This is a genomic window from Klenkia terrae, assembly GCF_037083865.1.
Taxonomy (GTDB): Bacteria; Actinomycetota; Actinomycetes; order Mycobacteriales; family Geodermatophilaceae; genus Klenkia; species Klenkia terrae.
On the sequence record NZ_JBAPLV010000004.1, the window covers coordinates 51,059 to 72,252 of the forward strand.

General features: G+C 75.1%; 17 protein-coding genes. 5 read left to right on the forward strand and 12 right to left on the reverse strand.

Going from position 1 to position 21,194, the window contains the following annotated elements; genetic code table 11:
* Positions 1-6: 6 nt before the first annotated feature.
* Positions 7-1,764, reverse strand: coding sequence for a proline--tRNA ligase (locus UXQ13_RS05780; RefSeq protein WP_225234939.1), 1,758 nt, complete (start codon positions 1,762-1,764; stop codon positions 7-9).
* A 47-nt stretch (positions 1,765-1,811) separates the two neighbouring features.
* Between UXQ13_RS05780 and UXQ13_RS05785 the strand changes: the two genes are divergently transcribed.
* Positions 1,812-2,291, forward strand: a complete 480-nt coding sequence (locus UXQ13_RS05785; RefSeq protein ID WP_336391932.1) for a GNAT family N-acetyltransferase — start codon at positions 1,812-1,814, stop codon at positions 2,289-2,291.
* A gap of 63 nt (positions 2,292-2,354) precedes the next feature.
* On the opposite strand, the gene UXQ13_RS05790 is transcribed toward UXQ13_RS05785, so the two are convergent.
* The 5 genes from UXQ13_RS05790 to UXQ13_RS05810 are packed head-to-tail and all read right to left on the reverse strand — an operon-like array spanning position 2,355 to position 9,194.
* Positions 2,355-3,440 (reverse strand): amidohydrolase family protein, encoded by a 1,086-nt coding sequence (locus tag UXQ13_RS05790; RefSeq protein ID WP_336391933.1) that lies wholly within the window; start codon positions 3,438-3,440, stop codon positions 2,355-2,357.
* A gap of 5 nt (positions 3,441-3,445) precedes the next feature.
* Positions 3,446-4,963, reverse strand: a complete 1,518-nt coding sequence (gene ffh / locus UXQ13_RS05795; protein ID WP_225234936.1) for a signal recognition particle protein — start codon at positions 4,961-4,963, stop codon at positions 3,446-3,448.
* A 49-nt stretch (positions 4,964-5,012) separates the two neighbouring features.
* Entirely contained in the window at positions 5,013-7,487 is a 2,475-nt protein-coding gene (locus UXQ13_RS05800; protein ID WP_225234935.1) for a [protein-PII] uridylyltransferase, read from the reverse strand.
* Positions 7,488-7,521: 34 nt separating this feature from the next.
* Entirely contained in the window at positions 7,522-7,860 is a 339-nt protein-coding gene (locus UXQ13_RS05805) for a P-II family nitrogen regulator (RefSeq protein ID WP_056288122.1), read from the reverse strand.
* Positions 7,860-9,194 (reverse strand): ammonium transporter, encoded by a 1,335-nt coding sequence (locus UXQ13_RS05810; protein ID WP_225234934.1) that lies wholly within the window; start codon positions 9,192-9,194, stop codon positions 7,860-7,862. The genes UXQ13_RS05805 and UXQ13_RS05810 overlap by 1 nt, the downstream gene beginning before the upstream one ends.
* Before the next feature lie 259 nt (positions 9,195-9,453).
* On the opposite strand from UXQ13_RS05810, the gene nicT reads away from it, so the two are divergent.
* A complete protein-coding gene (gene nicT / locus UXQ13_RS05815; protein ID WP_225234933.1) occupies positions 9,454-10,566 on the forward strand; it encodes a Nickel transporter NicT in 1,113 nt (370 codons plus the stop codon).
* Here the strand turns inward: nicT and ftsY are convergent.
* Positions 10,563-11,753 carry a signal recognition particle-docking protein FtsY gene (gene ftsY, locus UXQ13_RS05820; protein ID WP_225234932.1) on the reverse strand — a complete coding sequence of 397 codons (1,191 nt, stop codon included), beginning with the start codon at positions 11,751-11,753 and terminating at the stop codon, positions 10,563-10,565. The two genes, nicT and ftsY, sit on opposite strands and share 4 nt — an antisense overlap.
* Before the next feature lie 60 nt (positions 11,754-11,813).
* On the opposite strand from ftsY, the gene UXQ13_RS05825 reads away from it, so the two are divergent.
* Positions 11,814-13,451, forward strand: a complete 1,638-nt coding sequence (locus tag UXQ13_RS05825; protein ID WP_225234931.1) for an alkaline phosphatase D family protein — start codon at positions 11,814-11,816, stop codon at positions 13,449-13,451.
* An 18-nt stretch (positions 13,452-13,469) separates the two neighbouring features.
* Here the strand turns inward: UXQ13_RS05825 and UXQ13_RS05830 are convergent, their stop codons facing one another.
* Entirely contained in the window at positions 13,470-14,366 is an 897-nt protein-coding gene (locus tag UXQ13_RS05830) for an NAD-dependent epimerase/dehydratase family protein (protein ID WP_225234930.1), read from the reverse strand.
* Between the two features lie 49 nt (positions 14,367-14,415).
* Here UXQ13_RS05830 and UXQ13_RS05835 point away from each other — a divergent pair, with 49 nt between their 5' ends.
* Positions 14,416-15,171: an endonuclease/exonuclease/phosphatase family protein gene (locus UXQ13_RS05835; RefSeq protein WP_225234929.1), complete on the forward strand. Its 756-nt coding sequence runs from the start codon at positions 14,416-14,418 to the stop codon at positions 15,169-15,171.
* A gap of 5 nt (positions 15,172-15,176) precedes the next feature.
* The gene (locus tag UXQ13_RS05840; protein WP_336391968.1) at positions 15,177-16,055 is read left to right on the forward strand and encodes an alpha/beta hydrolase; all 879 of its coding nucleotides are present in this window, start codon (positions 15,177-15,179) and stop codon (positions 16,053-16,055) included.
* 27 nt (positions 16,056-16,082) lie between these two features.
* On the opposite strand, the gene smc is transcribed toward UXQ13_RS05840, so the two are convergent.
* The 4 genes from smc to mutM form a co-directional block, all read right to left on the reverse strand.
* A complete protein-coding gene (smc, locus tag UXQ13_RS05845; protein ID WP_336391969.1) occupies positions 16,083-19,646 on the reverse strand; it encodes a chromosome segregation protein SMC in 3,564 nt (1,187 codons plus the stop codon).
* Positions 19,647-19,703: 57 nt separating this feature from the next.
* Complete coding sequence (locus UXQ13_RS05850; protein ID WP_225234927.1) at positions 19,704-19,898, reverse strand: hypothetical protein; 195 nt, start codon at positions 19,896-19,898, stop codon at positions 19,704-19,706.
* Positions 19,899-20,052: 154 nt separating this feature from the next.
* Positions 20,053-20,322, reverse strand: coding sequence for an acylphosphatase (locus UXQ13_RS05855; protein ID WP_225234926.1), 270 nt, complete (start codon positions 20,320-20,322; stop codon positions 20,053-20,055).
* Positions 20,319-21,191, reverse strand: coding sequence for a bifunctional DNA-formamidopyrimidine glycosylase/DNA-(apurinic or apyrimidinic site) lyase (gene mutM / locus UXQ13_RS05860; protein ID WP_336391934.1), 873 nt, complete (start codon positions 21,189-21,191; stop codon positions 20,319-20,321). Before mutM ends, UXQ13_RS05855 begins: the two co-directional genes overlap by 4 nt.
* Positions 21,192-21,194: the final 3 nt, after the last annotated feature.

Consider the following 21,194-nt stretch of genomic DNA (forward strand, 5'->3'; position numbering starts at 1 on the left):
GGGGCGTCAGCCGCGGACGGCGGCCAGGACGGCGGCGGCCGCGCCGTCGACGGGGATCTCCTCGCGCTCGCCGGTGGCCCGGTCGCGCAGCTCCAGGACGCCGTCGACCAGGCCGCGGCCGACGGTGACGATGGTCGGCATCCCGAGCAGCTCGGCGTCCTTGAACTTCACGCCGGGGCTGACCTTGGGCCGGTCGTCGTAGAGCACGGTGAGCCCGGCGGCGACCAGCTCCTGGGACAGCGCGAGGGCAGCCTCGAACACCGCGGCGTCCTTGCCGGTGGCCACGACGTGCACGTCGGCGGGGGCGACCGCGCGCGGCCAGACCAGGCCCAGCTCGTCGTGGGTGGACTCGGCGATCGCGGCCACGGCCCGGGAGACCCCGATGCCGTAGGAGCCCATGGTCACCGTGACCAGCTTGCCGTTCTCGTCGAGCACCTTGAGGTCCAGCGCCTCGGCGTACTTGCGGCCCAGGGCGAACACGTGGCCCATCTCGACCCCGCGGGCGAGCTCCAGGGGGCCCGAGCCGTCGGGGGCGGGGTCGCCGGCGCGCACCTCGGCGGCCTCGATCACGCCGTCCCAGGTGAAGTCCCGGCCGGCGGCGAGGTCGAAGACGTGCTTGCCGGGCTCGTTGGCCCCGGTGATCCAGCGGGTGCCGGGGACCACGCGGGGGTCGACCAGGTAGCGGATGCCCGAGGCCGACTCCTCCCCCAGCACCTGCGGCCCGATGTAGCCCTTGACCAGCGCGGGGTGCGCGGCGAAGTCGGTGAACGGCTCGACCTCGGCCGGGGCCACCTGGGCCTCCAGCCGCTTGGTGTCCACGTCCCGGTCGCCGGGCAGGCCGATGACCAGCGGCTGCGCGGTGCCGTCGGGGTGCCGCAGCTGGACGACGACGTTCTTCAGCGTGTGCGCCGCGGTGTACCCGGCGTCCGGGAAGCGCTCGACGGCGACGGCCACCAGGGTGTCGATGGTCGGGGTGTCGGGGGTGTCCTCGACGTGCGCGGCGGGCAGGCCCTTGAGCGGGATCGACTCGGGGACGACGGTGGTGACCGCCTCCACGTTGGCCGCGTAGCCGCCGGCCGAGCGGACGAAGGTGTCCTCGCCGATGGCCGTCGGGGTCAGGAACTCCTCGGACCGGGAGCCGCCCATGGCCCCCGACGTCGCCGAGACGATGACGTACTCCAGGCCCAGCCGCTCGAAGACCCGGGTGTAGGCCTCGCGGTGGGCGGCGTAGGAGCGCTCGAGCCCGGCGTCGTCGACGTCGAAGCTGTAGCTGTCCTTCATGACGAACTCGCGGGTGCGGAACAGCCCGGCCCGGGGCCGCGCCTCGTCCCGGTACTTGGTCTGGATCTGGTACAGCGAGACCGGCAGGTCCTTGTAGGAGCCGTAGAGGTCCTTCACCAGGAGCGTGAACATCTCCTCGTGGGTGGGGCCGAGCAGGAAGTCGGCGCCCCGGCGGTCCTTGAGCCGGAACACGTTGTCCCCGTACTCGGTCCAGCGGCCGGTGGCCTCGTAGGGCTCGCGGGGCAGCAGGGCCGGGAAGTGCACCTCCTGGGCGCCCATCGCGTCCATCTCCTCGCGGACGATCCGCTCCACGTTGCGCAGCACCCGCCAGCCCAGCGGCAGCCAGGTGAACCCACCGGGGGCCGCCCGGCGGATGTACCCGCCGCGGGCGAGCAGACGGTGGCTGGGGACCTCGGCGTCGGCCGGGTCGTCCCGGAGGGTGCGCACGAACAGGGTGGACATCTTGAGCAGCACGGGCTGCATCCTCCCAGCACCCTCCGGGCCACCCGCGACCGGTTTACGGTGCCGGCGTGGACCTGTCCGTGGCGCTCACCCCCGCGGCGACCCTGCGCCGGGCCCGGGCCGACGACGTCCCCGCCCTGGTCGGGCTGCTCGCCGACGACCCGCTGGGTCGCACGCGGGAGTCACCGACCGACCTGGCCCCGTACCGGCGCGCGTTCGCCGAGGTGGACGCCGACCCGGCGCACCTGCTGGTCGTCGCCGAGGCCGAGCACATGGTGGTGGGGACCCTGCAGCTCAGCGTGCTGACCTCCCTGTCCCGCGGCGGAGCACGGCGCGGGCAGGTCGAGGCGGTCCGGGTGCACCGCGACCACCGCGGCTCCGGGCTGGGGTCCGCGCTGGTGCGCTGGGCGGTCGAGGAGGCAGCGGGACGGGGGTGCGCGCTGGTCCAGCTCACCAACGACGCGCAGCGCGCCGACGCCCACCGCTTCTACGAGCGCCTGGGCTTCCGCGCCTCGCACACCGGGTTCAAGCTCGAGCTGCCTCGTTGATCATCGTGAGGTGCAGGTGGGACACGCCGGCGGGCGGCGGGTCCGACCTGCGGATGACGATGATCAACTCCGGGGAGCGCTGACCACCCGGCCGCGGAGGAGGGTCAGCTCGGGGCCGGTCAGGGCGTCCAGGTCCTCCCGCGGGTCGGTGGCGTAGACGACCAGGTCGGCGGGCGCGCCCTCCACCAGGCCGGGCAGGCCCAGCCACTCCCGCGCGGCCCACGAGCCGGCGGCCAGCGCGGCGGCGCGCGGCAGCCCGGCGGCGTGCAGCGCGCGGATCTCGTCGGCGACCACCCCGTGGTCGATCCCGCCGCCGGCGTCGGTGCCGGCGAACACCGGCACCCCGGCCTCGTACGCCGCCCGGACGACGGCCCCCGACGAGGCGTGCAGCCGGCGCATCGTGGAGGCGTAGGAGGGGAACTTGCGCTCCCCCGCGTCGGCGAAGCCCGGGAAGTGCGCCACGTTCACCAGCGTCGGCACGACGGCCGTGCCGCGCGCGGCCATCTCGCCGATCAGGTCCTCGGTCAGGCCGGTGCCGTGCTCGATGCAGTCGATGCCGGCCCCGACCAGGCCCGGCAGCGCGTCGGTGCCGAAGGTGTGCGCGGTGACCCGGACGCCCTCGGCGTGCGCGGCCGAGACCGCGGCGGCCAGCACGTCGTCGGGCCACAGCGGACCCAGGTCACCCGCCCCGCGGTCGATCCAGTCGCCGACCAGCTTCACCCAGCCGTCGCCGCGGCGGGCCTGCCGGCGCACCTCCTCGACCAGGTCGGCCGGCTCGACCTCGACGGCCAGCCCGGGGATGTAGCGGCGCTCCCGGGCCACGTGCCGCCCGGCGCGCAGGATCCGCGGCAGGTCGGGGTCGTCGTCCAGCGCCCGGGTGTCGACCGGGGAGCCGCAGTCGCGCAGCAGCAGCACCCCGGCGTCCCGCTCGACCAGCGCCTGCTCCCGGGCGGCGGTGAGGTCGTCGACGGGGCCGCCGCCGCGGGCGATGCCCACGTGGCAGTGCGCGTCGACCAGCCCGGGCAGCACGAAGCCGCCCCGGGAGACCGTCTCGGCGCCGGGCACCCGCTCGAAGGTGATCGCGCCGTCCCGCACCCACAGGTCGCGCTGCTCGCCCTCGGGCAGCAGCACCCCCGACAGGTGCAGCACGGCGGTCAGCGGTCCTTGAACTGGCTGAAGTCCAGCTTGCTCAGGTCCGGCATCGCCTGGCCCGGCGGCAGGCCGGGGATCCCGCCCGGTGGCATGCCGGACCCCGCACCGATCTGCCGGCGGGCCGGAGCCTTCTTGCCCTTCTTGCCCTTGCGGGCGACCGCCTGCTGCTGCCGGCCGCGGGCCTTCTTCGACATCGGGCCCATGCCCGGCATGCCCATGGAGCCGGCCATCTGGCCCATCATCTTCTGGGCCTGCACGAACCGCTCCAGCAGCGAGTTCACCTCGGTGACGGTGACGCCGGAGCCGTTGGCGATGCGCACCTTGCGGGAGGAGTTGATGATCTTGGGGGTGACCCGCTCCCCCGGGGTCATCGACCGGATGATCGCCGCGGTGCGGTCGAGGTCGCGGTCGTCGATGTTCGCCAGCTGCTCCTTCATCTGCCCGGCGCCGGGCAGCATCTTCAGCAGGTTGGCGATCGGGCCCATCTTGCGGATGGCCATCATCTGCTCGAGGAAGTCCTCGAGGGTGAAGCCCTCGCGGCTGGCGAGCTTGCTCGCCATGGCCTCGGCCTGGTCGGCGTCGAAGGCCTGCTCGGCCTGCTCGATCAGGGTGAGGACGTCGCCCATCCCGAGGATGCGCGAGGCCATCCGCTCGGGGTGGAAGACGTCGAAGTCGGCGAGCTTCTCACCGGTCGAGGCGAACATGATCGGCTGCCCGGTCACCCCGCGCACCGACAGCGCGGCACCACCGCGGGCGTCGCCGTCGAGCTTGGTGAGCACGACGCCGGAGAACCCGACGCCCTCCTGGAAGGCGATCGCGGTGGTGACGGCGTCCTGGCCGATCATCGCGTCGACGACGAAGAGCGTCTCGTCGGGCTGGACGGCGTCGCGGATGCCGGCGGCCTGGGCCATCAGCTCGGCGTCGATGCCCAGCCGGCCGGCGGTGTCGACGACGACGACGTCGTGCATGGTGCGCCGCGCGTGCTCGATCGACTCACGGGCCACCGCGACCGGGTCGCCCACCCCGTTGCCCGGCTGCGGGGCGTAGACGTCCACGCCGGCCTGGCCGGCGACGATGGACAGCTGGTTGACCGCGTTGGGGCGCTGCAGGTCGCAGGCCACCAGCAGCGGGGTGTGCCCCTGCGCCTTGAGCCAGCGGCCGAGCTTGCCGGCCAGCGTGGTCTTGCCGGCGCCCTGCAGGCCGGCCAGCATGATCACCGTCGGGGAGTTCTTGGCGTAGCGGATCCGCCGGGTCTCCCCGCCGAGGACGCCGATCAGCTCCTCGTTGACGATCTTGATGATCTGCTGCGCCGGGTTCAGCGCCTGGCTGACCTCGGCGCCGCGGGCCCGCTCCTTGATCGCGGTGATGAACTCGCGCACCACTGGCAGCGCGACGTCGGCCTCGAGCAGCGCGATGCGGATCTCGCGGGCCGTGGCGTCGATGTCGGCCTCGGACAGGCGGCCCTTGCCGCGCAGCCCGGTGAAGACCTTGTCGAGCCGGTCGGAGAGGGTCTCGAACACAACACGTCCTCAGCAGCGGTGGAACCAACGGGCCCCAGGGTATCCAGGCTCAGCGCGGGGCCGGGTCCGGTGCCGTGCCCGACGCCGCGGCGAGCAGCGAGCGCGCCGCCCGCTCCCGCTGGCCCTCGTCGACCGGGGTGCCCGAGGGGTCGGCCAGGTAGAAGGCGTCGACGGCGTCGGCCCCGAGGGTTTCCACCGTCGCGCCCCGGACGTCCAGGCCCTCGGCGGCCAGCGCCGCGGTGAGCCGGTAGAGCAGGCCGGTCCGGTCGGCGGCCCGCACCTCCACCAGCGTGTTCGCCGCGCCGGTCGCCTCGGCGTCGAACCAGGCGACCCGGGGCGGGGCGCCGCGGGAGCCGTCCTGGCTGTAGTCCCGCTCGCGCTGGGCCAGCCGCTCCCCCAGCGGGAGGGTGCCCTCCATCGCCGCCCGGACGGCGTCGGCGAGGATGCCCGGCACCGGCGGGCGGCCGAACCGCGGCCGGACGGCGAAGACCGACGTCGCGTACCCGGCGTCCACGGTCACCCGGGCGGCGCGGACGTCGAGCTGGTTGAGCGCCAGCACCCCGGCGCAGACGCTGAACAGACCGGGCCGGTCGGGGGCGCCGATGGTGACCTGCTGGCCGTCCACCACGTCCTCCACGCCGACGGTCACCGGCCGGGTCGGGCCCGGGATCTCCGGCGCCGGCGCCTCGACCTGCGGGTCGCTGGGCTCCAGCACCGGCTCGGGCACCGCGGTCGAGCCCAGCCGGGCGGCCACCCGGCCGACGAGGGCGGCCACCAGGTGCGCCTTCCACGGCGACCAGGCCGAGCTGGAGGTGGCCGCGCCGTCGGCCTGGGCCAGGGCGTGCAGCAGCTGCAGCAGCGCGCCGTCCCCGCCGATGGTCTCCACCACCCGGTCGATGGTCGCCGGGTCGTCGAGGTCGCGGTGGGTGGCCACGTCGGGCAGCACGAGGTGGAACCGGACCATGGCGACGAGCACGTCGACGTCGGCCGGCGGGAAGCCCATCCGGGCGGCGATGCCGCGGACCAGCACGCCGCCCACCTCGGAGTGGTCCCCGGGCCGGCCCTTGCCGATGTCGTGCAGCAGCGCGCCGACCAGCAGCAGGTCGGGGCGGTCGACGTCCCGGGTCAGCTCGGCCCCGGCCGCGGCGGCCTCCACCAGGTGGCGGTCGACGGTGAACCGGTGCCAGGGGTGGCGCTGGGGCAGGGACCGGACGTGGTCCCACTCCGGCAGCATCCGGACCAGCAGGCCCTCCTGGTCCAGCTGCTCCAGCACCGGGACGGCGCTGCGCCCGCTGGCCAGCAGCCGCAGGAACGACCAGCGCACCTCCGCCGTCCACGGCTCGGGCAGCGGCGGGGCGTGCACCGCGAGCACCTTGAGCGTGTACGGCGACAGCCGGAGGTCGGCGTGCGCGGCCGCGGCGGCGGCGCGCAGCACCAGGCCGGGGTCGGCGGCCGGGCGGGCCTCGCGGGCCAGCACCACCTCGTCGCCCTGGCGCACGACGCCCTCGGCCAGCGGCTCGCGCTGCACCCGCCGATAGCGGGCGCGCGGGCGGCGCACCAGGGCGGCGTCCACCCGGCGCCAGGCCTCGTCGGCGACGAATGCCAGCCGTCGGCCGGCCAGGCTCACCCGGCGCAGCAGGACGTCGTCGTCGGCCAGCGCCAGGGCGTCGGCGACACCGGCCTGCTCCTGCCGGACCAGCACGTCGGTGGCCCGGCGGGTGCGCCGGCGCAGCTCGTCGCGGACGTCGACCAGGAACGCGTAGGCCTCCTCGGCGTCGGCCGGGGGCTGGTCGACCAGCTGGGCGAGGGACAGCGCGCGCAGGACCTGGCCCTCGCGCAGCCCGCCGTAGGCCTCCTTGAGGTCGGGCTCGAGCAGGAAGCCCAGCTCGCCGACGGTGCGGATCCGGCCGCGGCGGAGGTCACGCAGCTCGGGCAGCAGCCGGCTGGCCGACTGCCGCCAGCCGGCGAGGGTGGCGGTGCGCAGCCCCGCGGCCAGCTCGGCGTCCCCGGCGACCAGCCGGGCGTCGAGCAGGCCCAGGCCCGCCTTCACGTCGGTGCCGGCCACCTGCACCGCCTCGGCCACGGTGCGCACCGAGTGGTCGAGCTGGTGCCCGGCGTCCCAGATCGGGTACCAGAGGGCGTCGGCCACCGCGGCGATCGCGGGCCGGCCGTCGTGCACCAGCACCAGGTCCAGGTCGCCGTAGGGCGCGGGCTCGCGCCGGCCCAGGCTGCCGACCGCGACCAGCGCGATCCCGGTGCCCGGCTCGGGCGCGGACTGACCCCGGCGGACCTTCTGCGCGGGGGCGGCGGCCACGGCGCCGGCGAGCAGACCGGCCAGCCAGCCGTCCAGGGCCGCCACCCGGCCGGCCCGGTCCAGGGCGCCCAGGTCGTGCGGCCGGGGTGCGTCGTCCTGCGGGTCCTGCGGTGCGGGTGCGGGGTCGACCACGGGCTCCTCTTCCGGGTGGGCGGCGGCGGTGCCGCGCAGCGGGGGCGCAACGCCGTCGGCCGGGGCGGTGGGACGCATCCCTCCACCCCGGCCGACGGGTCGTGCGGTGGAGCTACAGGGCGTCGGCCCCGCGCTCACCGGTGCGGACCCGGACGATCTCGTCGATCGTGGTCACCCACACCTTGCCGTCGCCGATCTGGCCGGTGGAGGCGGACTCCACGACGGCGTCGACCACGCGGGCGGCGTCGGTCTCGCTGACGACGACCTCGATGCGCACCTTGGGGACGAAGTCCACCTGGTACTCCGCACCGCGGTAGACCTCGGTGTGGCCGCGCTGGCGGCCGAAGCCCTGGACCTCGCTGACCGTGAGGCCTGCGATGCCGATGAGCTCGAGGGCGTTCTTGACGTCGTCCAGCTTGAACGGCTTGACGATCGCGGTGACCAGCTTCATCAGTGGGAACCCTCCACGGTCTTGGCCGTCGTGGCCTGGTGCAGCGCGGAGCCGCTCCCGCCGCTCAGGCTGGTGAAGTCGTAGCCGGACTCGGCGTGCACGACGTTGTCGATCCCGGCCACCTCGTCCTCCTCGGTGATGCGGAAGCCCATCGTCTTCTCGATGGCCAGGCCGATCAGGTAGGTGAGGACGAAGGAGACCACGAGGACGGCGAGGGCGCCGACGACCTGGCGCCACAGCTGGTCCACGCTACCGCCGAAGAAGAGGCTCTCCACGCCGGCGGGGGCGTCGGGGTCGGCCAGGAAGCCGATGGCGATGGTGCCCCAGAGGCCACCGACCAGGTGGACGCCGACGACGTCGAGGGAGTCGTCGTAGCCGAAGCGGTACTTCAGGCCGACGGCCAGGGCGCAGAGCACACCGGCGATCGCGCCCAGGATGATCGCGCCGACCGGGGAGACCGCGGAGCAGGCCGGGGTGATGGCGACCAGGCCGGCGACGACGCCGGAGGCACCACCCAGGGAGGTGGAGTGGCCGTCGCGGATCTTCTCCGTCAGCAGCCAGCCCAGCGCGGCGGCACCGGTGGCGACCAGGGTGTTGACCCAGACCACCGCGGCGGTGTTGTTGGCGGCCAGGGCGGAGCCTGCGTTGAAGCCGAACCAGCCGAACCAGAGCAGCCCGGCGCCGATCATGACCAGCGGCAGGTTGTGGGGGCGCATCGCCTCGCGGCCGAAGCCGCGGCGCTTGCCCAGCACCAGGGCCAGGGCGAGGCCCGCGGCACCGGCGTTGATGTGGACGGCGGTACCGCCGGCGAAGTCGATCGCCGCCAGGTTGTTGGCGATCCAGCCACCGACGTGGGTGACCGTGCCGTCGTCGGCGGTGAGGGTGAAGTCGAAGACCCAGTGCGCGATCGGGAAGTAGACGATCGTGGCCCAGACGCCGGCGAACACCATCCAGGCGCCGAACTTGGCGCGGTCGGCGATGGCACCGGAGATCAGCGCGACGGTGATGATCGCGAAGACGGCCTGGAAGCCGACGAACGCCATGACCGGCAGCCCGCCCTCGGCCGTGAGGTCCTCCATCAGGCCCTTGAGCCCGAAGAACTCGGTGGGGTCACCGAGCAGCCCGGCACCGACGTCGTTGCCGAAGGCGAACGAGTAGCCGTAGAGCACCCAGAGCACGCTGATCAGCGCAGCCGCTCCGAAGCTCATCATCATCATGTTGAGGACGCTCTTCGCGCGGACCATGCCGCCGTAGAAGAGCGCGAGACCTGGCGTCATCAGCAGCACGAGAGCCGCGCTGGTGAGGATCCAGGCGGTGTCGCCGGTGTTGACCACGGCAACCTCCTGATCAGGGGTCGTCGGCCATCGGCCGCATCGGGAGCCCGGGAGGGCGGGGTGATGTGGTGAGACAGTGCCGATCCCGTGTTTCCGGGGGCTGCGCGCGCGTGTTTCCGCACCGTGAACTCCGCTGCGCGTGTCGCGGGCCCGTGTTGCGGTGCTGTTGCCGACCCCGCAGACGTGTCCGCGGCCACCCTCGTTCGCGCCTTGTTGCAACCCTTGTGCAGATGCGGGGAAGTCGCACTAGAGTCCCGCCGTGACCACGGCAGCGACGACGTCGCCCACCAGCCCCGCGACGGGCGCACGGTTCAGCGCGCAGGACAAGCGCAGCATCACCGTGATGACCCTGGTCGTCGTGGCGCTGCACGTCGTCGGCTGGGGGGTGCTCGTCCTCGGCGTAGCACCGCAGCGGCTGGAGCTGGGCAGCGCCGGCGTCCTCGGGGTCGGGGTCGGGCTGACCGCCTACCTGCTCGGCGTCCGGCACGCCTTCGACGCCGACCACATCGCCACGATCGACAACACCACCCGCAAGCTGGTCGGCGACGGCCGGTCCGCCGTCGGGACCGGGTTCTGGTTCTCCCTGGGTCACTCGTCGGTGGTGCTGGTGGCCAGCGTGCTGCTCGCGGTGGGCGTCGAGTCGGTGGCCGGTGTCATGCAGGACGGCGACTCCTCCAGCGCGCAGACCCTGGGGCTGATCGGCACCCTGGTGGCCGGCGGGTTCCTGCTGCTGATCGGGCTGATGAACCTGGTGTCGGTGGTCGGCATCGCCAAGGTGTTCCGCGGCATGCGGTCCGGCGAGCTGGACGAGGCCCAGCTCGAGCACCACCTGCACAACCGCGGGTTCATGGCGCGGATCCTGGGCCGGGTGACCCGGCGGGTGTCCGAGCCCTGGCACCTGTACCCGGTCGGCCTGCTCATGGGCCTGGGCTTCGACACCGCCACCCAGGTCGGCCTGCTGGTGCTCATCGCCGGCTCCGCGGCCTTCGTGCTGCCCTGGTACGCCATCGTCGTGCTGCCGGTGCTCTTCATGGCCGGCATGAGCCTGTTCGACACCGCCGACGGCATCCTGATGACCCGGGCCTACGGCTGGGCGATGGTCAAGCCGGTCCGCAAGGTCTTCTACAACCTGACCATCACGGTGCTGTCGGTCCTGGTGGCCCTGGTCGTCGGCACGATGGTGCTCATCGGGCTGCTGGTGGAGCGGCTGGGCATCGACGGCGGCCCGCTGGCCTGGATCGCCTCGCTGGACCTGGACTACGTCGGCTTCGCGATCGTCGGCCTGTTCGTGGTCACCTGGGCGGTGGCCCTGGCCGTCTGGCGCTACGGCCGGATCGAGGACCGCTGGCAGCAGGACCCGGTCGCGGGTTAACCGACCAGGGCCTCGGCGAAGGCGCGGGGCTCGAACGGGGCCAGGTCGTCGGCCCCCTCCCCCAGCCCGACCAGCTTCACCGGGATCCCCAGCTCGCGCTGCACCGAGACCACGATGCCGCCCTTGGCGGTGCCGTCGAGCTTGGTGAGCACGATCCCGGTGACGGTGACCGCCTCGGTGAACACCCGGGCCTGCACCACGCCGTTCTGGCCGGTGGTGGCGTCCAGCACCAGCAGCACCTCGTCGACCGGGCTCTGCTTCTCCACGACCCGCTTGACCTTGCCCAGCTCGTCCATCAGGCCGCTCTTGGTGTGCAGCCGGCCGGCGGTGTCGATCAGGACGGCGTCGACGTCGGCGGCCTTGCCCACCTTGACCGCCTCGAAGGCGACCGAGGCCGGGTCGCCGCCCTCGGCCCCGCGCACGGTGGGGACGCCGACCCGCTCGCCCCAGGTCTCCAGCTGGTCGGCGGCCGCGGCGCGGAAGGTGTCGGCGGCACCGAGCAGCACGCTGCGCCCGTCGCCGACCAGCACCCGGGCGATCTTGCCGCAGGTGGTGGTCTTGCCGGCCCCGTTGACCCCGACCACCAGCACCACCGCGGGGCGGTCGAGCTCGCGGTCGGTGGCCAGGGTGCGGTCCATGTCCGGCCCGAGGACGGCGGCCAGCTCGGTGACCAGCAGCTCCCGCAGCGCCCCGGCGTCCCCGGTGGCCAGCACCAGGGACTGGGTGCGCAGCCGCTGCACGATCTGGGTGGTGGCGGCCACGCCGACGTCGGCGGCCAGGAGGGTCTCCTCGACCTCCTCCCAGTCGTCCTCGGTCAGCTTCTCCCGGGCCAGCACCGTCAGCAGGCCGCGGCCCAGCGAGGACTGCGAGCGGGCCAGCCGGCTGCGCAGCCGGACCAGCCGACCGGCCGAGGGCGGCGGGACGTCGAAGACCAGCCCGGGCTCGGGCTCGGCCGGCGGCAGGTCGACCGGGACGACGTCCTCGTCGGTCGGGGTGCCGGTCGGCGGCGCGGTGGCCGGTGGCGCCGCCGGGGGGACGACGTCGGTGGGGCGCGGCCGGGTGAGCGTCGTGCCGGCGGCCGCGTCGTCGTCCAGGCGGGTGGTGCGGCGGCCGCGGCCGACCAGCAGCCCCGCCCCGACGAGCAGGGCGAGGACGACGATCGCCACGGCGATGATCACGAACTCCATGGACAGCAGTCTCCCAGCCCGCGCTGCGCGCCACCGGGTGCGGTGCGGGAAGCTGGTCGCGTGCCCGACAACCCGCGGCTGGTCCTCGGCCCCCTGCTCCGCCACGTGGACCCGGTGTCCGCCACCGTCTGGGTCGAGACCGACCGCGCGTGCACCGTCCGGGTCCTCGACGCCACCGCGCGCACGTTCTGCGTGGGCGGCCACCACTTCGCGCTGCTCGTGGTCGAGGGCCTGGCCCCCGGCAGCACGACCCCCTACGAGGTGCACCTCGACGACGTCCCGGCGTGGCCGTCGCGGCACTCGGCCTTCCCGCCCAGCCGGATCCGCACGCCCGGCGGCCCCGGGCCCTTCCGGATCGCCTTCGGGTCCTGCCGGTACGCCACCCCCGCGTCGGTCGACGTCCGCGACGGCATCCCGCCCGACGCGCTGGACTGCTACGCGACCCGGCTGGCCGGCCAGGACGAGGCGGAGTGGCCCGACGCCCTGGTGCTGCTGGGCGACCAGGTCTACGCCGACGAGACGACCCCGCCCACCCAGGCGTGGCTGGCCGGGCGCCGGGACGTGTCGGTGGCGCCGGGCACCCAGGTCGCCGACTTCGATGAGTACACCCGGCTGTACCGGGAGTCCTGGGGCGACCCCGAGGTGCGCTGGCTGCTGTCCACCATCCCGTCGGCCATGATCTTCGACGACCACGAGATGATCGACGACTGGAACACCTCGGCGGCCTGGCGGGACTCCGTGGTCGACGAGCCCTGGTGGCGCGCCCGGATCACCGGCGGCCTGACCAGCTACTTCGTCTACCAGCACCTGGGCAACCTGTCGCCGGCCGAGCTGGCCGCCAACGACACCTGGCAGCAGATGCAGGGCCACGACGACGCCGAGCCCATGCTCACCGCGATGGCCGAGCGCGCCGACGGCGACCCGACCGCGTTCCGCTGGAGCTACGTGCGGCACTGGGACCACGTGCGGCTGGTCATGGTGGACAGCCGGGCGGGCCGGGTGCTGGCCGAGCGCGACCGGCAGATCCTGGACGACGCCGAGTTCACCTGGGTGGAGGAGGCGGTGCGGGAGGCGGTGTCCGACGGCGTCGAGCACGTGCTGGTCGGCACGTCGCTGCCGTGGCTGCTGCCGCACGCGATCCACGACATCGAGCGGTGGGACGAGACGCTCGCCGTCCGGCACCACGGCCGCCTGCTGGGCCGGCTGGCCGAGAAGCTGCGCCAGGCCGCGGACCTGGAGCACTGGGCGGCGTTCGGGCAGTCCTTCGAGCGGCTGGGCCGCCTGCTGGTCTCGGTCGCCCGCGGCGAGGCGGGGCCGGCCCCGGCGACCACCCTGGTGCTGTCCGGTGACGTGCACCACGCCTACGCCGCCGAGCTGGTCGCCCCCGGCGGGCTGACCGGGCGGGTGCACCAGCTGACGGTGTCGCCCCTGCACAACCAGGCACCGCACGCCATCGAGATCGGCTTCCGGATCGGCTGGAGCCGCTGGGCCCGGGCGCTCACCGGCTCGATCACCAAGGCCGCCCGGGTGCCCCGCACCGGCCTGGAGTGGCGCAAGCAGGCCGGGCCGTTCTTCGGCAACGAGCTGGGCGAGCTGGTGTTCCAGGGCCGGGACGCCCGGTTCCGGCTGTGGGCCACCAGCCGGGACGACGACGGGGCGCCGGTGTTCACCCGGGTGCTGGACACCGAGCTCGCCTGAGCCGCTGCCGGCCCGGGCTCAGGCCCGCGGGTCGGCCAGCACGTCGCGCCAGGAGTGCTGCGGCTGGAAGCCGAGCAGCCGGCGGGCCTTCTCGATCGAGTAGAAGGTCTCGTGCGGGCCCATCTCCCGGCGCAGCTCGACGCCGTCGTAGAACCGCTCCCGGACCTCCTCGGTCGTCGCGGCCACGGAGGTGTCGGCGTTGGCCACGTTGAACACCTCGTAGCCCAGCCCGTCGGTGGTGAGGCAGCGCTGGACGAACTGGCCCAGGTCGCGGGTGTCGATGTAGGAGAAGACGTTGCGCCGGCGCAGCGCAGGGTCGGCGAGGAAGGCCGGGAACAGCTGCTCGTACTCGTGCGGCTCGATCACGTTGTTGACCCGCAGCCCGTACACGTCGGCCCCGGTGCGGGCCTGGAACGACCGCGCGGTGACCTCGCCGGCCACCTTGCTCATCGCGTAGGAGTCCTCGGGCACCGTGGGGTGCTCCTCGTCGACGGGCAGGTACTGCGGACGGCGCTCGCCCTGGGCGAAGCAGATGCCGTAGGTGGTCTCCGAGGAGGCGAACACCACCTTGCCGATGCCCAGCCGGGTGGCCGCCTCCAGCACGTTGTAGGTGCTCAGCACGTTGGTCGCGTAGGTCGTCGCGTCGGCGGACAGCAGGATCGCCGGGACGGCGGCGAAGTGGACGACGGCGTCGTAGGCCGGCACCGCGGGCAGGTCGAGTTCCGCCGGGCGCGCGGCCCCAGCCAGCGCGGAGTACGTCTGACCCAGGTCGGTCAGGTCGACCCGCAGGTCGGCGATGCCCTCGTGCCGCAGCGGGGTCAGGTCGGCGTTGGTGACCTGGTGGCCCTGGTCGGCCAGGTAGGGGGCCACGTGGTGCCCGGCCTTGCCGGAGCCGCCGGTGAAGAAGATGCGCATGCCCCCATGCAACATCGCCCCGGCCGGGCGCGCCTGGGAAGGTGGGGCCATGGCGGCGCTCCGGCTGGTCACGTTCAACATCCGACACGGCGTCGGCGACGACGGCCGCCACGACCTGGTGCGGGTCGCCGAGCTGCTGCAGCGCACCGACGCCGACGTCGTCTGCCTGCAGGAGGTGGACCGGAACTTCGGGCCGCGCAGCGAGGACGTCGACCAGGCCGAGGTGCTGTCCCGGGCGCTGGACCGCGAGCTGGTCTGGGCCTCGGCGATCGAGAAGGGCGTCGCCGGCGCCCCCGCGCGGCGGTACGGCAACGCGCTGCTGTCCCGGCTGCCGGTCCTCGACGAGCAGGTGCTGGCGCTGCCGGGCGAGGGCGAGCCGCGCAGCGCCGTCCGGGCGCTGCTGGGGCTGGGCAGCAGCGCGCTGACCGTGGTGACCACGCACCTGTCCAGCCAGTCCGCCCGGGCGCGGGCGGCGCAGGCCGAGGCCCTGGTGGGGCTGCTCCCGGCCGAGGGACCCGCGGTCGTCGTCGGTGACCTGAACTGCGGGCCGACGGCGCCCGAGCTGGCCCCGCTGCGGCAGCGGCTGCGCGACGGCTGGCAGGCCGCCGGCTCCCGCGCCGACCAGGCCAGCGGCTGGCAGCTGTGGAAGCGCGAGCAGGGCCTGACCCACCCGGCCCGCAGTCCCCGCGTCCGGATCGACCAGGTCTGGGTCTCCCCCGGCGTGGGCGTCCGCGGCGCCGAGGTGCTGGACGGCTCGACCTGCTCGGACCACCACCCCCTCCAGCTCGACCTCGAGATCGGTTGACCGCGATGCCCCCGTTCCACCCCGACCTGCAGGCCGCCCGCCGGTTCCCCCGGGTGTCCCTGGGCCCCCGGTCGTTGTGCGTGGTCCGCACGCTGGGCCGGCTGGCCCGCCCCGACGGCCGGGTGCCCGTCGTCCCGGTGTCGCCCGACGTCGCGGTCCGGCTGTTCCGGCCCGCCGGCCCGGGTCCGTTCCCGGCCCTGCTGTGGGTGCACGGCGGCGGCCTGGTGCTGGGCACCGCCGCGACCGACGACGTGTTCTGCCGCCGGGTGAGCGAGGAGCTGGGCGCGGTGGTCGCGTCGGTGGAGTACCGGCTGGCGCCGGAGCACCCGTACCCGGTGCCGCTGGAGGACTGCTGGACCGCGCTCACCTGGCTCGTCGGCCGGGCCGACGTCGACGCCGGCCGGGTGGCCGTCGGGGGTGCCAGCGCGGGCGGCAACCTGGCCGCCGGGGCCGCCCTGCTGGCCCGGGAGCGGGGCGTCGAGCTGGCGTTCCAGCTGCTGGTCTACCCGATGCTCGACGACCGGACGACCACCCGGACCGACCTGGACACCAGCGCGGTGCGGATCTGGACCCCGGGGTCCAACCGCTTCGGCTGGTCGGCCTACCTGGGCGGCCGCACCGAGGTGCCGGCCACCGCTGCGCCCGCGCGGGCGCAGGACCTGGCCGGGCTGCCGCCGACGTGGATCGGCGTCGGCACCGACGACCTCTTCCACGACGAGGACGTCACCCACGCCCGCCGGCTGCGGGAGGCCGGCGTCGACGTCGAGCTGGTCGAGGTGCCCGGCGCATACCACGGCTTCGACGCCGTGCAGCGGTCCGCGCCGGTCTCCCGCGACTTCACCACCGCACAGGTGCAGGCGCTGCGCCGGGCGCTGCTGGGCTGAGCCCGCGGGCTGACCCGGGGGGCGGGCTCAGCCCGCCGGGCGCAGGCGCTGGCTGATCACCCCGGTGATGCCGTCGCCGCGCATCGAGACGCCGTAGAGCGCGTCGGCGATCTCCATCGTGCGCTTCTGGTGGGTGATCACGATGAGCTGCGAGGTGTCCCGCAGCTGCTCCACCAGGGTCAGCAGGCGACCGAGGTTGACGTCGTCCAGGGCCGCCTCGACCTCGTCGAGGACGTAGAACGGCGACGGCCGGGCCCGGAAGATCGCGACCAGCAGCGCGACGGCGGTCAGCGACCGCTCCCCGCCGGACAGCAGCGACAACCGCTTGACCTTCTTGCCCGGCGGCCGCGCCTCCACCTCCACGCCCGTGGTCAGCAGGTCCTCGGGGTCGGTCAGGGTCAGCCGGCCCTCACCGCCGGGGAACAGCGTCTGGAAGACCTGCTCGAACTCCCGCTGCACGTCGGCGAAGGCCGCGGCGAACACCTCGTGGATCCGGTCGTCGACCTCACGGACGACGGTGAGCAGGTCCCGGCGGGTGGCCCGCAGGTCCTCCAGCTGGGTGGTGAGGAACGCGCTGCGCTCCTCCAGCGCGGCGAACTCCTCCAGCGCGAGCGGGTTGACCCGGCCCAGCGCCGCGAGGTCCCGCTCGGCCGCGGCCGCCCGGCGCTCCTGCACCGCCCGGACGTAGGGCACCGGCTCGGGTTCGGGCTCGTCGTCGGGGTGCGGGCCGGGCACCGGGACCGGGGCGGCGGGGCCGTAGTCGGCGACGAGCTGGTCGAGCTCGATGCCGTGCTCCTCCACCGCCCGGGTCTCCAGCGACTCGATGCGCAGCCGCTGCTCGGCGCGGGCCACCTCGTCGCGGTGCACCTCGCCGGTCAGCCGGTCCAGGTCGGCGGTCAGCTCACGGACCCGGGTGCGGACGGCGAGCAGATCCGCCTCCCGCCCGGTCCGGGCCGCCGCCAGGGCGTCGCGCTCGGCGACCGCCAGCTCGAGGGAGGTCCCCAGCACCACCAGTGCGTGCTCGGCGCCGGCCCGCACCTCGGCGGCCACCGCGGCGCCCTGCGCCCGGGTGCGGCGGGCCTGCTCGGCGCGCTCGCGGGCGGCCCGTTCCTGGCGGGCCTGCCGGCGCAGCGACTCCGCGCGGCCGTGCAGCGACCGGGCCCGCTCCTCGGCGGTGCGGACGCCCAGCCGGGCCTCGGTCTCGGTGACCCGCACGGCAGCGACCTCGGCCCGCAGCTGGTCGCGCTGCGCCGGGGAGGGCTCGTCGGGGACCGGTTCGGCCTCGGCCGCGGCGAGCCGGTCGGCCAGCCCGGCCTCGGCCACCGCCGCCTGCTCCAGCCCCTGCTCGGCCCGCACCAGCGCGGCGTCCGCGCGCTGCGCCTCCGCGACGGCGGAGCGCAGGTCGGCGCTCAGCCCGGCGCGTTCCCGGTCCCGGGCGGCGCGCTCCCGCTCGGCGTCCCGGCGGGCCGTGGCGGCCGCCTCGACCGCGGCGGTCGCCGCGCGGTGCGCCACCTGCGCCGGCGCCAGCTGCTCGGCGAGGTCCCGGGCGTGCGCGGTGGCCCGGCCCAGGTCACCGTCGGCGGCGTCCACCCGGGCGCGGACCTCCAGGCCCGAGGGCGCATCCGGCTGGCCGCCCGTCGCCCGGCCGGCCCCCAGCGAGTCACCGGCCGCGGTCACCACGCGCAGGTCGGGCCGGGCGGTGACCAGCGCGACCGCGGCGGCGAGGTCGGCCACCACGGCCGCCCGGTCCAGCACCCGGGTCAGCGCCGGGCGCAGGTCGTCCGGGGCGTCCAGCAGGTCCAGCGCCCACCGCGCGCCGTCCGGGAGCGGGCCGTGCGCGGTCGGGACGGCGTCCTCCCCCGGTCCGGCGACCAGCAGGCCGACCCGGCCGGCCGCGGTGTCGGCCAGGTGGGCCAGCGCGTCGGCGGCCGCCCGCGGCCCGGTGACCACCAGGGCCTCGGCGAGCCCGCCGAGCGCGGCGGCGACGGCCACCTCGTCCCCGGGGTGCACGGCCAGCCGGGCGGCCAGCGGGCCGGCCACCCCGCCCAGCGCCCCGTCGTCGGCCGCGGCCAGGACGGCGGCCGCGCCGTCGACCGGGGCCAGCCCGAGCGCCAGGGCATCCCGGCGGGCCCGGGCCGCGCCGCGCTCCCGCTCGGCGGCGCGCTCGGCGTCGGCCAGCCGGGTGACCTCCCGGGCCGCCTCGACCTGGGCCGCCCGCGCCGTCTCGTGCGCCCGCACCTGGGGCAGCGACTCCTCGGCGCCGTCGTCCTCGGGCTCGACCTCCGGACCGGCCGCGGCCAGCCGGTCCGCGGCGTCGTCCGCGCGGGCCTGCGCCTCCCGGGCTGCCTGGGTGGCGCGCTCGACCTCGGCCTCCCCGGCCGCGGTCCGCGATCGGGCTGCGGCGACCTGGCCGGACAGCCGGGCCAGGCCCTCGCGGCGGTCGGCCAGCGCGCGGGCCGCGGTCACCAGCTCGCGCTCGGCGACGGCCAGGGCGGCGTCCAGGTCGGTGCGGGCCGCGGTGGCGGCGGTCAGCCGGTTCCGCTCGGTGGCCAGCTGGTCGGCCAGCTCGACCTCGGCGACCTCCACCCGGCCGGCCTCCTCGTCGAGGGCGTCGGGGTCCCGGCCGGCCGGGACGGCGACCGGGGCCGACAGGTGCCGGTGCCGCTCACCGGCCAGCTGCGCGGTGCTGCGGAACCGCTCCGCCAGCGTGGAGAGCCCGAACCAGGTGTCCTGGGCAGCGGTCAGCGCCGGGGCGTCGGCGGCCAGCGCCGCCTCCAGCGCGGCCTGCCGCCCGCTCGCGGCGGCGAGGTCGGCCTCGACCCGGGAGCGCTGCTCGCGGGCCGCGGTCTCGTCGGCCACGTCGGCGTCCAGCGCGGTGCGCAGCGCGACCAGGTCGTCGGCGAGCAGCCGGAGCCGGGCGTCGCGCAGGTCCGCCTGGATGCCGGCCGCCCGGCGGGCCACCTCGGCCTGCCGGCCCAGCGGCTTGAGCTGACGGCGCAGCTCGGTGGTGAGGTCGGCCAGCCGGTCCAGGTTGGCCTGCATCGAGGTGAGCTTGCGGAGCGCCTTCTCCTTGCGCTTGCGGTGCTTGAGGACGCCGGCGGCCTCCTCGATGAACCCGCGGCGGTCCTCCGGGCGGCCGGACAGGACGGCGTCGAGCTGGCCCTGGCCGACGATGACGTGCATCTCGCGGCCGATGCCGGAGTCGCTGAGCAGCTCCTGCACGTCGAGCAGGCGCACCTTGTCGCCGTTGATCTCGTACTCGCTCTCGCCGGAGCGGTACATCCGGCGGGTGATCGCCACCTCGGCGTAGTCGATCGGCAGCGCGCCGTCGGCGTTGTCGATGGTGAGCGTCACCTCGGCCCGGCCCAGCGCCGCACGGCCGGCGGTGCCGGCGAAGATGACGTCCTCCATCTTGCCGCCGCGCAGGCTCTTGGCGCCCTGCTCGCCGAGCACCCAGGCGATGGCGTCCACGACGTTGGACTTGCCCGAGCCGTTGGGTCCGACGACGGCGGTGATGCCCGGCTCGAGCCGGAGGGTCGTCGCCGACGCGAAGGACTTGAAGCCCTTGAGCGTCAGGCTCGACAGAAACAGGACCCCGTCCTCCTCACCACTCGCAGGCTCGCGGCGAGCCTCGGGACGGGGCCAAAACTACCGGGAGAGGGCGGGCTCGACCTCGGGGTGGGCCATGGTCAGCAGCTCGTGGGCGATGCGCTCGTCGCGCTCGGCGCGCAGCTCGGCCACCTCCGCCTCCAGGCGGCGTACCCGGCCGCGCAGGGCGGCGAGTTCCTCCGCGACGCGCAGGTCGCGCGGGGCGACGACGGATCCGATGAGGGCCTTGGCCATGACGACAACGGCCTTTCGACGTACGGGTGGTCCCGCGGCGTCCGGGGACCGGGAACGCGGGCTGGTGCTGCCAGGGTGACAGCCCCCCGTCCCGAGGTCAACGCCGTGGTCAGGCGTTCACCGTGTCGCGGTCGTGTCGTCTGCCTCACGCCGCTCAGCCGGTGGTGAAGCCCTCCTCGCCCACGGGGTCCTGATCGGTCAGGGCGACGTCCCGCGGCGCACCGGCGGCCCCCGGCCCGGTCAGCGCGTCCACGACGGCGCGCACGTCGTCGTCCGCCCCCTCCAGGACCACCTCCACCCGACCGTCGGCCAGGTTGGTCGCGGACCCGGCCAGCCCGCGCTCCCCCGCCAGACCCCGGACGAACCAGCGGTAGCCCACGCCCTGCACCTCGCCGGAGACCAGGGCGACCACCCGGCGGGTCACGACCGTCGGGCCCTCGGTCGCGGCTGGCAGGTCGGGCAGCTGTAGCTCGACCGGTTCATGAACGACTCCCGGCGGATCGGCGTGCCGCAGCGCGGGCACGGCCGGTCCACCTGGCCGTAGACCGCCAGCGACCGGGAGAAGTACCCGCTCTGGCCGTTGACGTCGACGTACAGGGAGTCGAAGGAGGTGCCGCCCTGGGCCAGGGACTCCCGCAGCACGTCCTGCACGCCCTCGACGAGGTCCACCACCTGGGCGCGGGTCAGCTTCTCGGTCGGCCGGGCACCGTGCAGCTTCGCTCGCCACAGCGACTCGTCGGCGTAGATGTTGCCCACCCCGCCGATCAGCGTCTGGTCCAGCAGGGCCCGCTTGACATCGGTGCGCCGGCGGCGCAGCGCCGCGGCGAACGCGTCGACGTCGAACTCCTCGACCAGCGGATCGACCGCGATGTGCTGCAGCCGGCCGGGCAGGCCCTCGGGCCCGGCGTCCTCGACGGCGAGCCCGCCGAAGGTGCGCTGGTCGACGAAGCGCAGCTCACGGCCGCCGTCGGTGAAGGTGAACCGCGCCCGCAGGTGCTTCTCCAGCGGCTCGGTCGGCTTCTCCACCAGCAGCTGGCCGCTCATGCCGAGGTGGCCGACCAGCACCCGGCCGGTGGCGACCCCGTCGCGGGCCAGCGGCAGCCACAGGTACTTGCCGCGCCGGTGCGCGCCGGTCACGGTCGCCCCGGTCAGGTCGGCGACGAAGTGGTCGGCCCCCTCCAGGTGCCGGCGGACGGCGCGGGGGTGCAGGACCTGCGCGGTGGCGACGGTGCGGCCGGCCACCCAGCGCTCCAGCCCGCGCCGGACCACCTCGACCTCGGGGAGCTCGGGCACCTC

Coding starts and splice junctions, on each gene's coding strand:
- UXQ13_RS05780 (WP_225234939.1), bottom strand. CDS start 1,764: ATGCAGCCCGTGCTGCTCAAGATGTCCACCCTGTTCGTGCGCACCCTC.
- UXQ13_RS05800 (WP_225234935.1), bottom strand. CDS start 7,487: ATGCGTCCCACCGCCCCGGCCGACGGCGTTGCGCCCCCGCTGCGCGGC.
- UXQ13_RS05805 (WP_056288122.1), bottom strand. CDS start 7,860: ATGAAGCTGGTCACCGCGATCGTCAAGCCGTTCAAGCTGGACGACGTC.
- ftsY (WP_225234932.1), bottom strand. CDS start 11,753: ATGGAGTTCGTGATCATCGCCGTGGCGATCGTCGTCCTCGCCCTGCTC.
- UXQ13_RS05830 (WP_225234930.1), bottom strand. CDS start 14,366: ATGCGCATCTTCTTCACCGGCGGCTCCGGCAAGGCCGGGCACCACGTG.
- UXQ13_RS05835 (WP_225234929.1), top strand. CDS start 14,416: ATGGCGGCGCTCCGGCTGGTCACGTTCAACATCCGACACGGCGTCGGC.
- UXQ13_RS05840 (WP_336391968.1), top strand. CDS start 15,177: ATGCCCCCGTTCCACCCCGACCTGCAGGCCGCCCGCCGGTTCCCCCGG.
- UXQ13_RS05850 (WP_225234927.1), bottom strand. CDS start 19,898: ATGGCCAAGGCCCTCATCGGATCCGTCGTCGCCCCGCGCGACCTGCGC.